At 46.8% G+C, this 18,368-nt stretch carries 15 protein-coding genes; 8 read left to right on the top strand and 7 right to left on the bottom strand.

Annotated elements, in window-relative coordinates:
- Nucleotides 1-172: 172 nt before the first annotated feature.
- Nucleotides 173-604 (top strand): SUF system NifU family Fe-S cluster assembly protein, encoded by a 432-nt coding sequence (locus LW808_004120; GenBank protein ID UPA28452.1) that lies wholly within the window; start codon nt 173-175, stop codon nt 602-604.
- Here LW808_004120 and LW808_004115 read toward each other — a convergent pair.
- Together LW808_004115 and dnaE are read right to left on the bottom strand one after the other, a co-directional pair.
- Nucleotides 587-1,723 (bottom strand): hypothetical protein, encoded by a 1,137-nt coding sequence (locus LW808_004115; GenBank protein ID UPA28451.1) that lies wholly within the window; start codon nt 1,721-1,723, stop codon nt 587-589. The two genes, LW808_004120 and LW808_004115, sit on opposite strands and share 18 nt — an antisense overlap.
- Before the next feature lie 58 nt (nt 1,724-1,781).
- Entirely contained in the window at nt 1,782-5,225 is a 3,444-nt protein-coding gene (gene dnaE, locus LW808_004110) for a DNA polymerase III subunit alpha (GenBank protein ID UPA28450.1), read from the bottom strand.
- Between the two features lie 117 nt (nt 5,226-5,342).
- On the opposite strand from dnaE, the gene LW808_004105 reads away from it, so the two are divergent.
- Nucleotides 5,343-6,077 (top strand): hypothetical protein, encoded by a 735-nt coding sequence (locus tag LW808_004105; protein ID UPA28449.1) that lies wholly within the window; start codon nt 5,343-5,345, stop codon nt 6,075-6,077.
- Nucleotides 6,078-6,081: 4 nt separating this feature from the next.
- Here LW808_004105 and LW808_004100 read toward each other — a convergent pair whose 3' ends face one another.
- From LW808_004100 to LW808_004090, 3 genes are read right to left on the bottom strand one after another with little or no spacing between them, the layout of a single operon-like run.
- Nucleotides 6,082-7,092, bottom strand: coding sequence for a calcium/sodium antiporter (locus LW808_004100; protein UPA28448.1), 1,011 nt, complete (start codon nt 7,090-7,092; stop codon nt 6,082-6,084).
- A 28-nt stretch (nt 7,093-7,120) separates the two neighbouring features.
- Complete coding sequence (locus LW808_004095; protein UPA28447.1) at nt 7,121-7,549, bottom strand: prepilin-type N-terminal cleavage/methylation domain-containing protein; 429 nt, start codon at nt 7,547-7,549, stop codon at nt 7,121-7,123.
- Entirely contained in the window at nt 7,546-8,151 is a 606-nt protein-coding gene (locus LW808_004090) for a hypothetical protein (protein UPA28446.1), read from the bottom strand. The genes LW808_004095 and LW808_004090 overlap by 4 nt, the downstream gene beginning before the upstream one ends.
- A gap of 76 nt (nt 8,152-8,227) precedes the next feature.
- Between LW808_004090 and LW808_004085 the strand changes: the two genes are divergently transcribed.
- Together LW808_004085 and ispF are read left to right on the top strand one after the other, a co-directional pair.
- On the top strand, nt 8,228-8,887 hold the full coding sequence (locus tag LW808_004085; protein UPA28445.1) for a hypothetical protein: 660 nt from the start codon (nt 8,228-8,230) through the stop codon (nt 8,885-8,887).
- Nucleotides 8,884-9,360 carry a 2-C-methyl-D-erythritol 2,4-cyclodiphosphate synthase gene (gene ispF / locus LW808_004080; protein UPA28845.1) on the top strand — a complete coding sequence of 159 codons (477 nt, stop codon included), beginning with the start codon at nt 8,884-8,886 and terminating at the stop codon, nt 9,358-9,360. The genes LW808_004085 and ispF overlap by 4 nt, the downstream gene beginning before the upstream one ends.
- Here ispF and priA read toward each other — a convergent pair whose 3' ends face one another.
- Both priA and LW808_004070 read right to left on the bottom strand, forming a co-directional pair.
- Entirely contained in the window at nt 9,361-11,556 is a 2,196-nt protein-coding gene (priA, locus tag LW808_004075; GenBank protein UPA28444.1) for a primosomal protein N', read from the bottom strand. It abuts the gene before it with no gap.
- A complete protein-coding gene (locus LW808_004070) occupies nt 11,543-12,418 on the bottom strand; it encodes a bifunctional 5,10-methylenetetrahydrofolate dehydrogenase/5,10-methenyltetrahydrofolate cyclohydrolase (protein ID UPA28443.1) in 876 nt (291 codons plus the stop codon). The genes priA and LW808_004070 overlap by 14 nt, the downstream gene beginning before the upstream one ends.
- Before the next feature lie 39 nt (nt 12,419-12,457).
- Here LW808_004070 and murB point away from each other — a divergent pair, with 39 nt between their 5' ends.
- Genes murB through LW808_004050 form a run of 4 tightly spaced genes read left to right on the top strand, consistent with a single transcriptional unit; the run spans nt 12,458 to nt 18,318 of the window.
- On the top strand, nt 12,458-14,629 hold the full coding sequence (murB, locus tag LW808_004065; protein UPA28442.1) for a UDP-N-acetylmuramate dehydrogenase: 2,172 nt from the start codon (nt 12,458-12,460) through the stop codon (nt 14,627-14,629).
- Between the two features lie 14 nt (nt 14,630-14,643).
- Nucleotides 14,644-16,092: a 4-alpha-glucanotransferase gene (malQ, locus tag LW808_004060; GenBank protein ID UPA28441.1), complete on the top strand. Its 1,449-nt coding sequence runs from the start codon at nt 14,644-14,646 to the stop codon at nt 16,090-16,092.
- Between the two features lie 40 nt (nt 16,093-16,132).
- Nucleotides 16,133-16,606 carry a hypothetical protein gene (locus tag LW808_004055; GenBank protein ID UPA28440.1) on the top strand — a complete coding sequence of 158 codons (474 nt, stop codon included), beginning with the start codon at nt 16,133-16,135 and terminating at the stop codon, nt 16,604-16,606.
- Nucleotides 16,607-16,650: 44 nt separating this feature from the next.
- Nucleotides 16,651-18,318 (top strand): hypothetical protein, encoded by a 1,668-nt coding sequence (locus tag LW808_004050; GenBank protein UPA28439.1) that lies wholly within the window; start codon nt 16,651-16,653, stop codon nt 18,316-18,318.
- Nucleotides 18,319-18,368: the final 50 nt, after the last annotated feature.

Raw genomic sequence — 18,368 nt, 5'->3', positions numbered from 1 at the left:
TTCATAAAATTATCCCGCCCGACAACATTTTTTACGATAGGCATTTGAGCAGAGCCGAAGATATTCCCAAGTTATCAACAATTCAATGTGAATAACTTTTAGAACAAAGAAACCACCTTTGAATGCGCGAATTTCCACTTGCACTAGCACTCTCTCCGGCAAGAATACAGGCGTGAGTGAAGTGAGCGAGTTGTACCAGGAGATCATTATCGATCACAGTGGGCACCCGCATCACGAGGGGATCATAAAAAACCCCACATGTCAAGCAGAGGGCTACAACGCAACTTGCGGGGATGAGATTAAGGTATCGCTTGTCGTTGAAGATGGAAAGATTGTAGACATTAAATTCTACGGGCAAGGCTGTGCAATCTCGCGTGCATCAGGTTCAATTATGACCGATTTTATCTTAGGCATGACCGTTTCGGAGGCTCAGCAATTTTCTTCGAAAATCCAGCAGTGGCTCAATCAAGAGGATGCGTCGTTAGCAGAAAAAGGCTGCGGTGATTTACAGGCACTTGCTGGCGTTAAACAATTCCCCATGCGGATCAAGTGTGCTACTCTCGCGTGGCATACCCTCGATCAGGCGCTACAAAGAGCTGTGTAAATTGTCTTGTTTCGCTAGGGGAACAAACACAAAACCCTTTTGCTTCAACTCGTTTACAGAAAGGCCGAGGTTTCCAACCAATGAGTTAAATACTGGCGCGTAATATCCAAACTGGAGCGGGATATGCTTGAAGTCGATGCTGAGGTCTCGGTGTGCGTGAATTATTTTGGCCGCCTTCGTTCCAATTGACCGTGGATCGGTGACTACGCCAAAGCACGCCGCGCCTTGGCGGATCGTCTGTAGCCGTTCGGCGATCGTTAAAATTGTCGATTTTTTAGTGAATTCTGAAAACGTCGCCGCCTGAGCATCTGTCAGTGCGTCCCCTGTGATGAAAATCGCATCGAAGGAAAATTTCTCCTTTTCAAGCGCATCGGTGAGATTTTTACCGTTATCGTTTTCTTCAATTTGAAACTGCTGCAACTCGATGCCTTCGAGGGAACAAATTCTTTCTAAGGCCCTATAAGTATCCACAGAATTTTGTTCTTTAAGGTTTACCACAACAGCCAGGCGGCTGAGTTTGAGGTGCGCGAGCTGGGCAATGTTTTGGATGTAGCGCAGCTGTTCTTCGATTGGTGCCGCATTCGCAATACCCGATACGTTGTCTTGATCTGAAAGGGGGTTGAAATCAAGGCTTGTCTCCATCGGGAAATCGACCCCACTAAATATAACGGGTGTTTGCTCTTGTGCACACGTGATTGCAAGTGATGCCGCAACAGCCCCTGAGGCATAGACATAATCGTAATCCTGAGAATAGGCGTTAAAGCTATGGAGTTCTTGCTTCAAGCGGCTCAGATCACGCTTTGCGTCGATTGTGTTGCGCTCAACGGTATATCCCAACTGTTTTAATGTCGAAAGTAGAACTTTTTCGACTTCCGTCTCACCGTGCCATAAGAGCATAAGTATCCTGATTGATGGCGATTCTTTTGGGCGTACAAAACTTTTTTCGTCGACAACTACTTCCGGAATAAACTCGCCAATTATTTTTTTTGAAGGATTAGACGCGCTCAAAACTTCTTCTGCAACTGGCTGTCGATCACCATGTGCACATCCCTGTAGGAAAAGGGTCAATATCAAAAAATATAGCCGCCAAAGCGCCCTTCGATTAAACCCATCCAGCATGCATTTATTGTAAAAAAACAACGAAAGATGTCAACCTTTGGTCGCCGCTTCCGTAACGTTACTCTATGGCAATGTGATAGGGTATTTGCAGGGACTGGATTTTGTCGAAATCAAACTGGCAATTGAGCACTTCCGGTATCGCCCGTTGAATTCCGGTATCTTTAAAGCACAAAATACTTCGCATTGTCCCGGTATGCTGTGAAATGTAGTCGTAAATTCGTTCTAAGAAGGTTGCATTTTTTGACGAAATTTCCCAAAAAATCTGTCGCGTGTGTTGGCTGAGAAATTGTGGAGCGGTAATAATTTCCTGGATTGTGAAGCGCTCGTCGCCCTCGGTTACACGATGTGTCCCCGTTACAACCACAATATTACCCTCTACCAGCAGATCGCCGTACTTTTCAAAAGTACTCGGGAAGCAACTAAGTGAAAGCTGCCCTATCCGCATCTCAAGCTGAAAACTCGCCCAAAGACGATTATCTTTTTTCGTAATGCGTTTTTCAACCGATGAAACAACACCACAGAGACGGAATTCTTCCCCGATTGCTTCAAGATTTTTGGCGGTATCAATCGCGTCGAGTACCGAACGATAGTCATCGAGCGGATGTCCTGTAACATAAAACCCCAACAGTGATTTTTCATAATTCAATTTATCCGTTTTGCTCATCTTAGGCCCGGATTGATCAATCGTCATTTGGGCCGTGTCTTCGGTAGCCCTGTCATCCAAAAAATTAAACAGTTGAAATTGCCCTGCCTCGCGATCTTTCTGTACCGATGCTGCTTCGTTCATGACTTTTTCGAGGGATTGCGCTAGGTGCTGGCGATCGATCCCAAAGCTATCGAATGCGCTGCTGTGGATGAGACACTCCAAAACGCGCTTATTGACGATCCGTAAATCGACGCGCGTGATGAAATCCGAAAAGTTCTTGTAAGTACCGTGCTCCTCCCGCTCTTGGATGATATTTTCCGCCGCGACGTCACCAACGCCCTTAATGGCCGCAAGACCGAAACGGATACATCCTTCTTGGTGATCCGGTGTAAAACTTTGGAGCGATTGATTGATATCCGGGCTCCTCAAAGGGATTTTCATTCGGGCACATTCCGCGATATAATACGCTGCTCGATCGGCATTACCCAACTCGGCTGAGAGCATCGCGGCCATGAATTCGACGGGGTAATTGGCTTTCAAATAGGCGGTGCGGTAAGCGATGATAGCATAGGCCACGGAATGAGATTTATTAAATCCATAGCCCGCGAATTTTTCGAGTATGGAAAAAATTTCCTCCGCCTTTTCTTGGGGGATATCGTGGTATTTTTTCGCACCCTCGATAAAGACACTGCGCTGGGCGTTCATTACCTCGACTTTCTTTTTCCCCATCGCACGCCGTAAAATATCCGCACCACCAAGCGTATATCCCGCAATGACCCGGGCCGCTTCCATCACCTGTTCTTGATAAACTAAAATCCCATAAGTCTCCTTACAAACAGGTTCGAGAAGCGGATGTGGATACTTGATTTTCTTTGGATCTTTCTTCCCGGCAATATAATCATTGATCCACTCCATTGGCCCCGGGCGATAAAGGGCGCTGATCGCACTGATTTCTTCAACACTCCCAATCGCAAAACGCTTACAGAGTGCCCGCATTCCCGCCGATTCCCCAAGTTGAAAGACTCCGATGGTATTACCACTGTTGAGCAACCGATAGGTCTTTTTATCGTCAAATGGAACCGCATCGATTTTGAACTCTGGGCGAATTTTTTGAATATAGGCTTCAGCATCGGCAATCACCGTTAGGGTTTTTAAGCCTAAAAAGTCCATCTTAAGGAGTCCTAGATCTTCAACTGCTTGCTTGGCGTACTGCGTTGTCAGCGCACCATCCTGGAGGGTTACAGGAAGCATGTTTTCGACGGTATCCTCGGTAATAATCACGCCTGCTGCGTGCGTCCCCGTATTCCGAACCGTACCTTCAATAATCTTTCCGTCCTCGAGGAGTTTACCGATTTTAGGATTAATACGGATCTCTTGTTGCAGTTCCTGCGATTTTTCGACTGCCGCTTCGATAGAAATATTGAGGTCATCGGGGACCATTTTTGCGATTCGGTTAGCTTCGGAATATGGAATATCGTTGACGCGACAGAGGTCACGAATGACCATTTTGGCCCCAAACGTGCCAAATGTAATAATATTTCCGACGTGGTCGCTCCCATATTTTCGGCGGACATACTCGATCACCTCTCCGCGACGACGCATACAAAAATCGATATCGAAGTCTGGTGGCGAAACCCGCTCTGGGTTCAAAAAACGCTCAAATAACAACCCAAATCGGATAGGATCGACATCGGTAATTCGAATTAGATAAGCGATCAACGAACCCGCTCCGGAGCCTCGTCCCGGACCCACAGGAATTTTCTGATCCTTTGCCCAATTGATAAAATCCCAAACAATTAGAAAATAGTCGACAAAACCAGTCTTGATGAGGATCGATAATTCGTAATCAAGACGTTTACAAATAACCCCCTGTTGACTTTTCGGATCTAGCGTTCCCGGATCCACATAGGTCAAATTATAGCGTTCCTGAAGCCCCTCTAAACAAAGAATTTTAAGCATTTCGAGATTGTCTTTGTACGCGTCATTTTGTGGGCGGTGAAATACCGGATAATGGTTCTCGCCATATTTGAGCGCATAATGACACATGTCAGCAATGAGCAGTGTATTTTCAATAACTTCGGGATTTTGAGGAAAAAGCGCCGCCATTTCATCAGCCGACTTAAGATAGAGCTGGTGCATCGGCATCCGGAAACGATTGACATCGGTGACTTTGGATGCGGTTTGAATACACAAAAGTTCGTCATGGGCCTCCCAATCCTCCTGCATCACGTAGTGTGAGTCGTTGGTTGCGACCGCCCGCAAATCGTACGCTTTCGCCAAACGAAAAAGCGCCGGTTGAATCGTTGCTCGCGTTTCCGGCATTCCATGTTCTTGGACTTCGATAAAAAGCCGCTCTTTGCCGAAAATCCTCAGCAACCATTCGAGGCCCGACTGCGCTAAATCTTCACGATTTTGTAACGCCATCGAGGATAGGTATCCCTGATAGCATCCTGTTAGACAAATGAGGCCCTCTGCGTGCTGTTCAATCGCCTGCCAATTAATACGCGGCTTGTAGTAAAATCCCTGCGTGTGCGCGAGCGAAACCAGTTTGGAGATATTTTTGTATCCCGCTTCGTTCATCACTAGGAGGCCAAGATGATAAAGTGGAAATTTTTCCCGTTGGGTATAATCCTGGTCGTAGGTGGTATAAAATTCGCAACCAATGATGGGTTGGAGGTCAAACTTCTTTCCATAACGCAATAAATCGGGAACTCCGAATAGATTTCCGTGATCGGTCATCGCGATCGCCGGCATTTCAAGCTCCTTGGCGCGCGCGAACAGGCGGTCCATCCGGCAAGCACCATCCAACAAACTATAATCCGTATGCACGTGTAGATGGACAAAAGAAACTCCCATAGGCCCTACTATACAAATCGCGGCCTGGCAACGTCAACGATGAAAAAACACCGCCAAATTGCTAAATTTTAATCAATATATTTTACTTTTTACAATTAATTTTTATATTATCGTGTAATGAAACATTTCACCCTTTCGCTATTTTTCTTGGGCTTTTCTGCGCATTTCGTCAGCGGCGAGCATATCCAGTTGCAAACCGCTTCAGTAACACCGCAGATGCAAGATACTCAAGTTGTTTCTCTTCCCAAAGAAGCTCCGGCAGTCAAAACGCCGCCGGTTACCGCCAGCACGCTTTCTCAAGGGAACACCGATCCCGAAGTTCGTATTTGGACAGCCGATGACATTCGACGTTACATCCGTGTTCATGGTGCACTCAATACTTGTGCGACCTTTTCACGGACACTCCAAAATGAACTTGAAACCCTTCGAGACGATATTCAAAGCATTCAAGATGGAATTCGATCGATCGTTCGCATTAATAATAAACCCGGTCTCGACGCCCATGATTTAGAAATCTTAAAGCTTTGTTATGAAGATTGCCTGGATAAACTACGACAACTTCCAAAAAATACCGCACAAAGTGCCTATGTGGACTGCATCTTGTGGCTCAAAACTTTCCATGGAACACTTGAAGCTCTCAATAATCGGGTACGTTCATTGGATCAAACACTAAGAATGCTTCCAAATACTCCTGACATTTCTGCGCTCATCGCTATCACCCTAGCCACTATCAGATCTGTCATAGAACAAATCAACAGGATCTTTAATAGAGCCCAAATATTGCTTCCGATCCTTTATGAATTCTCACAACAAGAGCGTCAGCACGGATGGAATAATATTCCTTGGCTCTAAAAAATTAAAAATTTTCTCTTGAGGCCACTTCAAGTGCATGAAGGCCGTAGAGGATAGGGAGATAGATCGCCAATAACAAAAAACCTTCAAAGCGCGAAACCTCGCGTTTTGTCGTAAAAAATCGCCATAACAACGCGGTCAGGAAAATGAGACCTGGAAGCGCGAGACAGCGGATGCAGTGTTGACTTGTGGTTAGCGGACAAAGACACGCACAGGTACCAGCGACAAAAAGAATGTTAAAAATATTCGATCCGACGATGTTTCCAGTGCAAATTGACCCGTACCCCCGAAGCGCTGCAACAAGCGAGGTCGTGATCTCCGGAAGGCTCGTTCCGAACGCAACAATTGTCAAGCCAACCCAAGTATCGCTCCACCCTAGCATTTGGGCCATATGGAGACTACCAGAAACAACCCAATGTGCCCCTAAAAATAAACCCAAAATCCCAACGGCAAACGATATGAGCCTGGACCCTACCGAAATTTTTATTGCCTCTACGGCCTCCGGTGTTTCTAAAACATCAGCCTTACAGATGCGATACAAATAGATGATACCCACCAATAGCGATAGAGCTCCCGCCATTAGATTGGCTTTTGAAAACAATATAAGAAGCGCGAAGACAAAGGTGACGCCGAAAAGAAATGGCATCTCAATCTCAATCACGCGTGAGGTAATTGAAAAAGGACAAATGAGCGCAACCAACCCCGCGGCACAGCCGATGTTGAGAAGATTGCTGCCAATAACATTCCCTAAAACAAGCTCTGGATGATGATCGATCGTCGCTAACAGCGAGGTAATGAACTCCGGAGCTGAAGTCGAAAGCGCGACTAGGGTCATACCAATCACAAAGCGGCTTACCCCCAATGCTACAGCCAATGCCGACGCGCTGCGACAAACGCGCCCACCTCCGTAAAAAAGCAGGACAAACCCGAGCAGAACCTCAAAACAACTCCACCACATGCCCGAAGAAAAGCCGATGCTGACGGCTTTACGTACTTTGGCAAACGAAAACCACACCGATGATGAGTTTAAGTGTTTTCCTTGCTCAATTTTCCAGATCCGATACCGCAACAGCCTGAACGATTTCGGTTGGATGACTATTGACGGTCTTTCTATTGCCTGCACTCCACGGCAGCAGTCCATAAGTTATGAACGCAATATTTTTCGATTGCTCTGTCTTCATGTGTTTGAGCAGAAAAACTTCTCCATCGAAGTTTACAGACTGGGCGTTGAGTTGCCAACAGTCTCCGCGACGGCCATAATATAAAGTTTCTCCCTCTGACATTAGTGGCTTACGGGCGACAAGAAAGTAATTTTCGAAATTTCTTTGTGCATTTTGCAACAAAATCTTTTCCGCAGTATTCCGTGTATTTTTGGCCGAATCGACCATATAACCAAGCAGAACAACCAGAACACTCCCTAATAGCCCAATTGCCAAAACAACCTCAAGCAGTGAAAATCCGCGTTTCGTCATTTATTAATGTTTTTTGAAGACACAAAAGTACGTCCAAAACGGTTGACCACAATAATAGCCGGTGAAATGGTGCGATCAAAAACAATCTTTACTTCATCTTTTCCCGATTTTCGATGGCCATAGCCTAGTGCGAGTAGGGTGCTTGACTCGTCGCCCGCATGCGAACCATTTTCGGCAAAGCGAATGCAATAACCGAGAATCTTTTGGGATCCTACAATCACTTCCTCTTCCTCCGGCATATCGAAATCGCTTAAATTAAATATTTTTAGATCCTGTGCCGTTAAAATAAAACAGTGCTCCGGCAGTAAAATTTCTCGGATGATGCGACAATGATCCTCTGAACGTACGAGTTGCACAAGGCGCCGCTGGGCGAAAGTCGTCGACAAATCGACAGCAACAAAGACATCGCACCCTTGGTTTATAGCCTCGTGACGCGCCTGGTTGAGCACCGTGGTCACCATTTTTGTCGCAATTTGAATTTGCCGCGGCTCCCCATTCTTCCAATGAAAACGCCCCAGAAAAAGTAATATTAACGCAATCGTCGCAATTATGGCAATCATCTCGATAAAGGTAAATCCGCTGTAATTCTGGCGCTTTGACACGTTGCGGAGTGTAGATTCTCGCCCATTGACGTAAATCTTTATTGTCTCTTAAGTGTGAGATCTCAAAGTCATTTGCGTGCTTACGGAACTGCCACATCGTCATGTACTTGATGCTACTGATGGTTGGCAGGGGGTGTTGAAGCATCCCAACGAAATTTTTCCGCAAGGAATCTATCCCCTCGATCCGGAGTTAAGTGGTGTAGTGCTTTATGCAAAAAATAAAGGAAGTCTATGCGAGTTGCGCAATGCTTATGGGTCGCAGCAGTTTACATTCCATTGGACCGTACTGGCACAAAAACAGGTACTGGAGGAATCCATTACATGTTCTTTGCCCATTGCAAAGAGTGCTGATGGCAACGGTATGAAAATCTCACACCGGATGGGGAAACAGGCCCAAACGAAGTTTCAAAAGCAGAACAATATCGGCAAATCTTTCACGCTTTGGTCAGCAGAAACGCATTTTATCCGCCCACACCAAATCCGAATTCACGCGTACGAAGTTGGAATTCCGGTCCTCGGAGAGTCCCTTTACAATACAACTCCCATTCCTTCGCTTTCTGATTTAAAGTCGCACGTCAAAGAAAATCGCAAAGGTCCGCCCGAGCCCATTTACGACTCCGTAATGATTCACTTGAGCTCCGTTTCATTCCCTCTGTGTGGTAACAACTACACCATTGACGCGCCGCTACCGGATACCTACGCTGCCGCCCTAAAAATTATCGAACGATGGAGCTGAGAGTTGGCCATGGTTACGATATTCACCGTCTCGTTGAGGGGCGAGTACTAGTCCTCGGAGGGCAACACATCGACTACCCTAGGGGATTATTAGGGCATTCGGACGGCGACGTTGTTTGCCATGCGATTATCGACTCTTTACTTGGGGCCCTTGCGCTTCCGGATATTGGGCAAACTTTCCCCGATCAAGATCCAAAGCTGTTAGGTGAAAATTCATGCGGTTTGTTGCGTACGGTGTTCGCAGAAATGATCCAACCCAAAGGCTATCAAATCAGCAATATCGATACAACCATCATCGCCCAAGCACCTGTATTGGCTCCCTACACCTCTGCGATGCGTCATCATCTCGCACCAATCCTCGATACGGAACCTCACAATATCAGCATTAAGGCGAAAACCAATGAAGGACTGGATAGTATTGGTGGCGACAAGGCGATTGCCTGTTATGCCGTTTGTCTGTTACTGAAAATTTAGTTAAGAAAAGTCGTAGGCATCGACATCCCACGCTAGTGTAATTTCTTTAGGAATTGTACACGTTTCAAGAAGAGCTCTGAGCGTTTGAACCGTGCGACTGACTTGCGGCGTTAAAAAGTAAAGAACGAAGCGGTAGCGATCTTGGACCTTTTCAACCGGCGATGGCACAGGGCCACGGATATCCGTTTGCGGTGGAAAACAACTATATGATGGTTGCAGTGTTTTTTTTAAAAAATCCTGACTCCATAGCTCAGCAAGCGACGCATTTCGACTCGAAATATGAAGTGCGATCATATGCCGACATGGGGGATAGTGGAACATCTCGCGCTCCGTAAGTTCTTTTTCGAAAAATGCGCTGTAATCGGTATTTTTAGCAAAATAAAGCGTCTCATTTCCCGGGATCCGCGTTTGGACAACAACTTCACCGGGGAGGTCGCCGCGCCCAGAACGTCCTGCAACCTGGACTAAGAGCTGAAAAGTCCGCTCATTAGCCCGAAAATCCTGTTGCGAAAGGCTCCCATCGGCATTGATAAGCCCTACAAGCGTTACGTTGGGAAAATCGAGGCCCTTGGCGATCATCTGCGTACCGATCAATAGATCGAGTTCACGTTTTTGAAATCGCTCTAAAACCTCAATAAAAGCGTATTTTTTCTGGAGAATATCCGAATCCAGACGTGCAAAGCGTACTTGCGGAAAAATTTTTTGGACAACCTCTTCGACGCGCTGCGTTCCTAGCCCGCGGTAAAGAATTTCCGGAGCGCCACATTTTGGGCATACTTTTGTAGGCGCAGTTTCATATCCACAAAAATGGCATAGGAGTGTTTGTCGCGACTTGTGGTAAGTTAGAGGAATACTACAATGCGGACACGTCGCTACATAATCGCAAGACGGGCATAAAACAGTCGGCGCAAACCCTCGGCGATTCAAAAAAAGCATCACCTGTTCCTGACGTTCGAAACGCTCCCCCATTTTATCCTGCAAGATTTTTGAAAAAGCCGCCCCTTTTTCGTAGCGCATATCAACGATCGTAACTTGCGGTAATGCGCGGTGATCGACGCGTTGCGGCAGCGTGACTAATGTATATTTTCCTTTCGATGCGTTGTAGTAGGACTCGAGTGAAGGCGTCGCAGAGCCTAAAATACAGGTCGCTTGTGCGAGTTTAGCCCGATAAACGGCAACATCACGTCCATGATAACGCGGGTTTTCTTCTTGCTTGTAAGTACGTTCATGCTCCTCGTCGACAATGACAAGCCTTAGATTTTTGAGGGGCAAAAAAATTGCTGATCGCGCGCCGACGACTAACGTTCCGGGATGATCCATGATGTGAAACCAGGTATCGCGCCGCTCACCTTCGGATAGTCCGCTATGCCAAACATGAACTGGGATATTGGAAAAACGCTGGCGGAGCTTTTTAACAGTCTGTGCCGTCAGTGTTACTTCGGGAAGAAGGTAAAGCACGGAACCACCCTCATGGATGATTTTTGAGATCATCTTAATGTAGACCTCGGTTTTTCCAGAACCGGTTACTCCGTGCAGGAGATAAACGCCAAAAGTTCTTTTTTCTAGATTTTGCCCAATGATTGCACAAACCTCTTGTTGTGGCTCTGTTAATGTTACCGCTTCCGTCATCCCAATTTGAGGTAGAAGCTGCTCGTAGACCTGGCGCTCTTGGCGTTGAAACACCTCGTACAAAAAGTGTTTCTTGAGAAGCGCATCAAAAACATTACGCGAGAATTTTTTAAGAAACTCTTCCTTTCGCATCCCCGGATTTTGCCGTAAGAAACACCAAGCTTCATACTGCTTGGGGAACTTTTTCGCATCTGGGCCCACATTTTCCTCCGCATGAAGTAACGATTGGAGCTTTATCGCGGTATTTTTTCGGATTGCCTGGGGAATAGCTGCCTCCAAAACGTCCGAAAAAGAGGCAAAATAATAGCGCTCAATCCAGTGGTAGAGCTCTATGAGCAGGGAATCGGTCACAGGGACATCGTAAAGCATGCTCACGATCGGCTTCACGAGATAAGTCGGCGGCTGTTCGAGCTCTTGGATCCCAATCACAAGACCCACCTTTTTCGAACGCCCCACAAAGACGTTGACCAAAGCCCCAATCTTCAGCGTATGAAGCAATTCATCCGAAACCTGATACGTCAATGGGCGCAGAAGTGGCGCAAAAATCGCAACTTCAGCAACAAGCATGGCGCTGATAAGCAAGCAATGTGTTTTTCATTAACATCGCGATCGTCATCGGTCCCACACCGCCGGGGACCGGAGTGATGAAATCTACAACCTCTTGGACATGTTCAAAATCGACATCACCAACCACGCGATATCCTTTAGATCGCTGTGGATCGGCAATACGGTTAATACCCACATCGATCACTGTTGCACCGGACTTCACCATATCAGCCGTCACAAAATGGGGTTGACCAATAGCGACAACAAGAAGATCTGCCTCTCGTGTGTAATGCGCAATATTATGAGTCTTGGAATGGCAAAATGTCACAGTTGCATTTCCCCACGGTTTCCGCTGCATTAACAACATTCCCATAGGTCTTCCAACAATACTGCTTCGGCCTAAAACAACGGCATGTCGACCGGTAAAGTCTTGTCTTGTGGAGCGAATTAATTCTAAAATTCCGGCCGGCGTACAAGGAATAAATCCCTGATCATCTTCCTGTGCCAACAACCCCACATTGTAGGGATGAAATCCATCGACGTCTTTCTGGGGATCGAGCGCTAAAAAGGCTGCGCGTTGTATCGCCTCCCTTGGCAATGGCGCTTGGACTAAAATCCCGTCCACCTCCGGATCGCGATTCAACCTGTCAATTGTTGCCAGAAGTTCTGTTAGCGTAACATCCGCTGGGAAAGTCAATGTTGTGCTCCGAATCCCAACTTCATAAGCAACCTTCTGCTTTCGATTGACATAAATAACCGACGCCGGATCTTCACCAACACGGATAAAAACAACATGTGGCGGACGAGTACAACGATTGACGGTTTGTTTAATTTCAGTTAAAATATCATTTGCGATTATTTTACCGTCGATTATCCTCGCCATGCGGAATTTCCCGCGTTGATTCATGGCGAAGCGGTGGGCATGCGCAAGCAATTTTTATTTCTGGGTATTGGTGGTATGGGAATGGCACCGTTGGCGCTCTACTTACGACAACAGGGGCACACAATTTATGGCTTTGACGATGGCGATACGTCGCTATGGGGGCCCATTTTCGAACGTGAGGAAATTATAATTTGTACGCAGTTTCCAAAGAGCATTGACCTTGTTGTCTACTCGAGTGCCATTGCTGAAGCTCATCCATGGCGGCAGATGGCCACTCGACAAGGAATTCAACAAATCAAGCGTGGCCAGTTACTAGCGCAGTTCTGCAGAGACAAAAAGATGATCGCGGTTACAGGCTCCCACGGGAAAACAACGACAACAGGTTTACTGATCGATCATCTTCCAGAATGCGGCTATATTCTCGGTGGTTACTTTCAGGATTCTTTTAGAAAAAGTCCCGCACAGTATCGTCCCGATGATCCATACCTCATTTGTGAAGTTGATGAAAGCGATCGGACCGTCGAAGATTATCATCCCGACATAACGGTAGCGCTCAACCTTGAGGATGATCATCTCGTGAATTATGGAAACTCCGCACAGCTCGATGCCACATTTCAAACACTTTTTCAGAATACACGTGGCGTCGTCATTTTTCCCGAAAACGATTCGCGTTTGTACGCTATCGCCGATCGGGCCGGGCTTCATGGGAAAATCATTGACCATGTTTTTTTCGGGAGCTCAAACTCGGAAATTTTCGATTCTCTTTCTGAAATTACATGGCCTCAAAATGATTCTCTAACGGAAAATCAGCGGCTGGCCTATGCTGTGCTATATTGGTTGCACGCAAAGGATCCGAAAATTGCAATCGACTTTTCTCACAGGCAGTCTAACAAGATCGCTCGGCGTAATCAGTTTTTGGGAACACTTGATGAGGTTGATTATTGGAGTGATTACGCTCATCATCCGACGGAGGTTTTACACTGCATGCGATCGATGGAGTCGCGCTATAAAGATGTCGCATTCGTATTCGAACCCCATCGCTATACTCGTACGGCACAATATGCCCAAGAGTTTGCTGATATTTTGGGAACGCGACAGGTCGATCTGCTGCCGGTCTATGCCGCCGGAGAACAATTGATTTCATCGGGGAAATCTGAAACAATTTTCAAAAAACTTCCGCAGCAACACAATGTTCGGCTCATCCCACACGTTCGCAAACTTCGGAAGCCGAATAAAAAAAACCAAGCGGTGGTACTTATTGGTGCGGGGAGTATTCATGCTCAGGCAGAACGCTGGTTCCGAGAGCAACGGATTGAATCACTGATTCAGTGGCTTGCTCAGGAAAATATTCCCTATCAAACCAACGTTTCATCCCGATTTTTTTCGAGTATCCATATCGCCGGACAGCTGCGTCTCCTGATTTTTCCCAACGACAAAACGCAACTTATGCGCTTGAATGTGGCGCTAAAGCGATATCAAGTGAAATGGATGCTTTTGGGCAACGGAACCAATGTGCTTTTGGACTACGATGAGGGCGTGTTTGTCTCGCTGCGACAACTCCCCCGCGAAATCCAGATTCTAGAGAATCGCGTTATTGCCTCTGCGAATCTCCCCCTCCCCTATTTTTGCCGTTGTTTGGCAAAAGTTGGAATCGCTGGCTATGCATCACTGGCAGGCATTCCCGGAACACTTGGGGGCGCCCTGCGTATGAACGCTGGGGCGTATGGGCAAGAGATTTTCAACCGACTCACGGAGCTCGAAGTACTGCCTTTTAATGGAAACACATTGGAACGGCACACGAAGTCTATGATCAAACATTCTTATCGCCAAGGTTTTAGAGACGGTATTATTTTAAGTGCCCAATTCGACTTTTCTCAAAGTCAGCGGCAATCTCCAGAAGAAATTATCGCCACGATGAAATGCTCGCGCACACGGAGGGAGCAATCACAACCTAGAGAACCCAATATCGGGTGTATTTTTAAAAATCCACCACAGAGTTCCGCAGGTTCCCTGGTCGATCAATGCGGACTTAAGAGTCTCGCCCACGGAGATGCAAAAGTCTCCGAACGGCACGCCAACTTCATCGTCAATACCGGAAATGCGACACCAGATGACGTCAAATACTTGCTCAAAACTTGTCGCCAAAAAGTTTTTGAAACGTATGGCGTCTACCTCCGGCGGGAGATTTTATTTGCTTCGGATTTTTTCTAATTTAAAATATCGCCGTGGAGCGACAATGGAGTGAAGAGCGCGCGGTTGGCGTCATTTTGCACATTTCGAGTTTACCGGGTGAAACCGGCATTGGGAATTTCGGAGAAACCGCGTATCAATTTGTCGACTTCCTCTCTTCTGCGGGTATGCGCTACTGGCAAGTCTGCCCTCTGGGACCCACCGGCTACGGCGATTCACCCTATCAACCGATCGCCTCTTTCGCCCTTAACCCCTATTTCATCGATTACGAAGCCATCGGGATCGCCCCACCAGTATCTTCCAATGCAGCTGCCGTCAACTTTTGTGGCTGGTATCAGTGGCTCCAAGATCAAATTTCCTTCTTAGGCACCACACTCTATGAGCAAATTCGTAAAAAGGAAACATTTCCAAAATTCCTCAAACATCATCACCATTGGCTCGAAAATTACGCTAAATTTGCCGCGCTGAAGCATTATTTTAAGGGACAGGAATGGCATCAATGGGACCCAATCTTTTGGGATAAAAATTGCGCTCTACCCGAATTCTTAACGCCCGTTTGCAATGGCTATTTGGCATTGCAATACGTTGCACATGAGCAGTGGTTTCGCCTCAAAAAATACGCCAATGATCATCAGGTTCGAATTATCGGTGATCTTCCGATGTTTCCTGGATATGACAGTGCGGATGTCTGGGCTAATCCCCAAAATTTTCTGCTCGATCGCCAGCGGCGCCCTCGGTATGTCGCTGGAGTCCCGCCGGACTATTTTTCACCCACGGGGCAACTCTGGGGCAATCCTGTGTACGACTGGGCATTTTTAAAAAGCGATCGCTATCGATGGTGGCATCAGCGGCTAGAGCGTAACTTCGAGCTTTTTGATGTCGTACGCTTAGATCACTTTCGGGGATTAGATCGCTTTTGGAAAATTCCCGCGAACGCGTCTGATGCGACTCGAGGGACTTGGGCCAAAGCTCATGGCGCGGAGGTCTTAAAGCCATTTTTAAACCAACCGATGATTGCTGAGGATTTGGGCGATGTCGATACAAGCGCAGAACAGCTCAAAATAAAACTCCGACTTCCAGGGATGAGCGTCCTACAATTCGCCTTTTCTGGCGATCCGAAAAATCATTACTTACCTCATAACTTAGAGCGCCATAATGTTCTCTATCTTGGCACACATGATAACGATACGCTCTTGGGTTGGTATCAACACTGCGACGAGGCAACTCATGATCAAGTCCGACAGTACTTTGGAATCAACGATACGCAACTGACGTGGAAGTGGATCACTGAGGCCTACCGCGCGCCCTGCTTTTTGGCGATGCTTTCCGTACAGGACCTCTTAAAACTCGGCTCCGAAGCACGATTAAACACCCCGGGAACGATTGGCCACAATTGGCAATGGCGTATGACACCAGAGCAGTTTGATCAACTCATTGCGCTCGCCTCGGAATTACGTACCTACCAACAACGTTACGATCGCTGATCACACTTGCGTTTTTCAGGGAATTTGCTAGCGTTAGCGCATGAGGAAGCGGCAAGGGTCAGTGATTATCGAGACCATGATTGCACTAGCGGTTTTTGCGGTCACAGCCGCAGAGGTTTCGAATGCGTTTCTTCTCGGGCTTAAAGCACGTCAACTCGGCGTTTGCAACGAAGATCGCGTCATCATGACAACAACCCTCATGAACCACCTCAAACTTGAGGGCGTCGATGAACGCGTCGCTCAAAACATTGCAATTCCACTCAAAACTGCCAGTGGCACCGAGGTTTGGCACCTTCGCGTCGATCCCAATTTTATTAAAAAAATCGATCCCCTAAAAGCCGAGATTTGTCCGGGGAATGCAGACCACGAGGGCCTTTATAAGCTCGCCATTGAGGTTTGGAAGGATCTCGATGAATACGCTATGAGCCCGGCCTCTGACATCCTCAGCGATCAATTTGAAATTTTTCACTACTTTAAGGGCAACGCTCCGACACCCGAAACACAAAAGAGTTAAGCTTGAAAAATTTCTAGAGATTTTATCGTCGAGCGCCTGAAGTTATGATTTCATCCCTTGGAAGGATTCTACAAAAACGATGGCTATTTGGCCTTCTTCTCGTCGCCGTCGTCGTTAGTTTCGTTTTTACGGTTGGTTCGTCGCCCGGTATCGGTCGTGGGCGACAATGGCACCAAAAATTTTGCGGCATTGACCTCGGATCTCGGCAAACGCTTGCGCAGTGGCAACGTGAAACAGAGTTAAGTACACAGCTGCGACAGATTTTTCTTTGGCTTCCTCAGATGCGCGAATTTGCGCTATTTACACGGTTGGTTGAGCTAAAACTCGCGGATCAACTCGGCATCCCGGAGCCCAACAAAACCCAGATTGAGCAATTTGTTGAGCATTACCCCGCATTTCAAGACGCTCAGGGGAAATTTGACGTCAACCGGTACAACGACTGCATCGAAGAGTTTAGTCACGATGCATTTCAACAAGGAATTTTAGAACAAACTGTTCGCAACGATTACCGATGTGCTGCCGTCGAAAATCTCCTCCTGGGTCGTGGTGTTGCACTACCGGCAGAGGCGCGGTATCTATTATCGATCGAAGACCAACGCTACGACGGTGCTGTCGCATGTTTTCAGATTCCCGAAAATTTAGAAACCATTGCTGTCGACGAAGCGAAACTCAAGGAATACTTCGAACAACACCGTGAAGATTACAAACTCAGCGAACAGATTGTTTTGGATTATGTTGTGTTTTCTAACGAGCAGTTCCTAGCCGATTTGCCAACACCTTCAAAAGAAACGTTAAAGGCATTTTATCAGGAACACGCTTCAGAATTTACGGGCATGGAAGAGGGATCTGAGGAGCTCAAGCAGGCAATCGTCAGGTCTTACCAAAACCAAGAAACGCGTCAGCGGGCCATGCATGCGGCCGATCAATTCGTCTATGAGCTTTACGAGAAAAATATCGCGCCTCACTCACTCGAATTTACGCAATTGCTTGAACAAAATGGATTGAAAATACACAATCTCGAGCCCGTTGCGTTAGATCAACTCGGCAACCATAAACAATTTTCCGCAGCGGTCTTATCACAGTGTTCTCAGCTCAATGCTGACGATCGTTATTACTCCGATCCAGTATTGGATAACCAACAACAAGTATGCGTCCTCTTTTCCCGTGACATCATTCCGTCATTGTATTCGCCGCTCGAAAGTGTCCGTGATCGTGTCATTGACGATTATCGCTACTCAGAGGCAAAGGCACAATTATCTGAAAAAATTGAATCGCTGCACCAGTCATGGGTTGCTAACGATCTTTCGTTGGAAAAATTCCGAAACGACATTAAGGAAAACGATGGAACAATCGAAGTTTTTGAACAAAAAAAGCGTTCTGAGTTAAAGCTCTCACCGGAAGAACAAGAGGCGCTACAGTCGCTCCATAATGGCGAAGTCTCATCTATACTCAAGACTGACGATGGTGCTTATGAGGTGCTCTTTCTAGCGCAAAAATTGACACCACCGCCTGCCGATGCTAAGGCAGTTGCTGCAAAATTAACAGAACTCGAAGAAGTCGACGGTGAAAGTTATAGTGAGTGTCTTTTGGAAATCATCCTCCAAGAACTTGGTGTCAAAGGTGCTCCGTCAGTTGACGCACAGTATCGTATGATCGCCTCTCTCTACTTTTCTCAAGCGCTTCGAAAACACAACGCGCCATTCTCTTTTTAAGAGCGCTTTCAATGCCCAATTGGCGTTGACAACAAATTGATACTTCTTCA

The organism is Verrucomicrobiota bacterium (assembly GCA_021294815.2).
GTDB lineage: Bacteria > Verrucomicrobiota > Verrucomicrobiia > Opitutales > LL51 > LL51.
The sequence above is the reverse complement of the archived record's forward strand: the minus strand, read 5'-3'. Positions and strand labels throughout refer to the sequence as shown.

Coding starts and splice junctions, on each gene's coding strand:
- LW808_004055 (UPA28440.1), top strand. CDS start 16,133: ATGAGGAAGCGGCAAGGGTCAGTGATTATCGAGACCATGATTGCACTA.
- LW808_004115 (UPA28451.1), bottom strand. CDS start 1,723: ATGCTGGATGGGTTTAATCGAAGGGCGCTTTGGCGGCTATATTTTTTG.
- LW808_004095 (UPA28447.1), bottom strand. CDS start 7,549: ATGACGAAACGCGGATTTTCACTGCTTGAGGTTGTTTTGGCAATTGGG.
- LW808_004105 (UPA28449.1), top strand. CDS start 5,343: ATGAAACATTTCACCCTTTCGCTATTTTTCTTGGGCTTTTCTGCGCAT.
- dnaE (UPA28450.1), bottom strand. CDS start 5,225: ATGGGAGTTTCTTTTGTCCATCTACACGTGCATACGGATTATAGTTTG.
- murB (UPA28442.1), top strand. CDS start 12,458: ATGCGCAAGCAATTTTTATTTCTGGGTATTGGTGGTATGGGAATGGCA.
- LW808_004070 (UPA28443.1), bottom strand. CDS start 12,418: ATGGCGAGGATAATCGACGGTAAAATAATCGCAAATGATATTTTAACT.
- priA (UPA28444.1), bottom strand. CDS start 11,556: ATGCTTGTTGCTGAAGTTGCGATTTTTGCGCCACTTCTGCGCCCATTG.
- LW808_004050 (UPA28439.1), top strand. CDS start 16,651: ATGATTTCATCCCTTGGAAGGATTCTACAAAAACGATGGCTATTTGGC.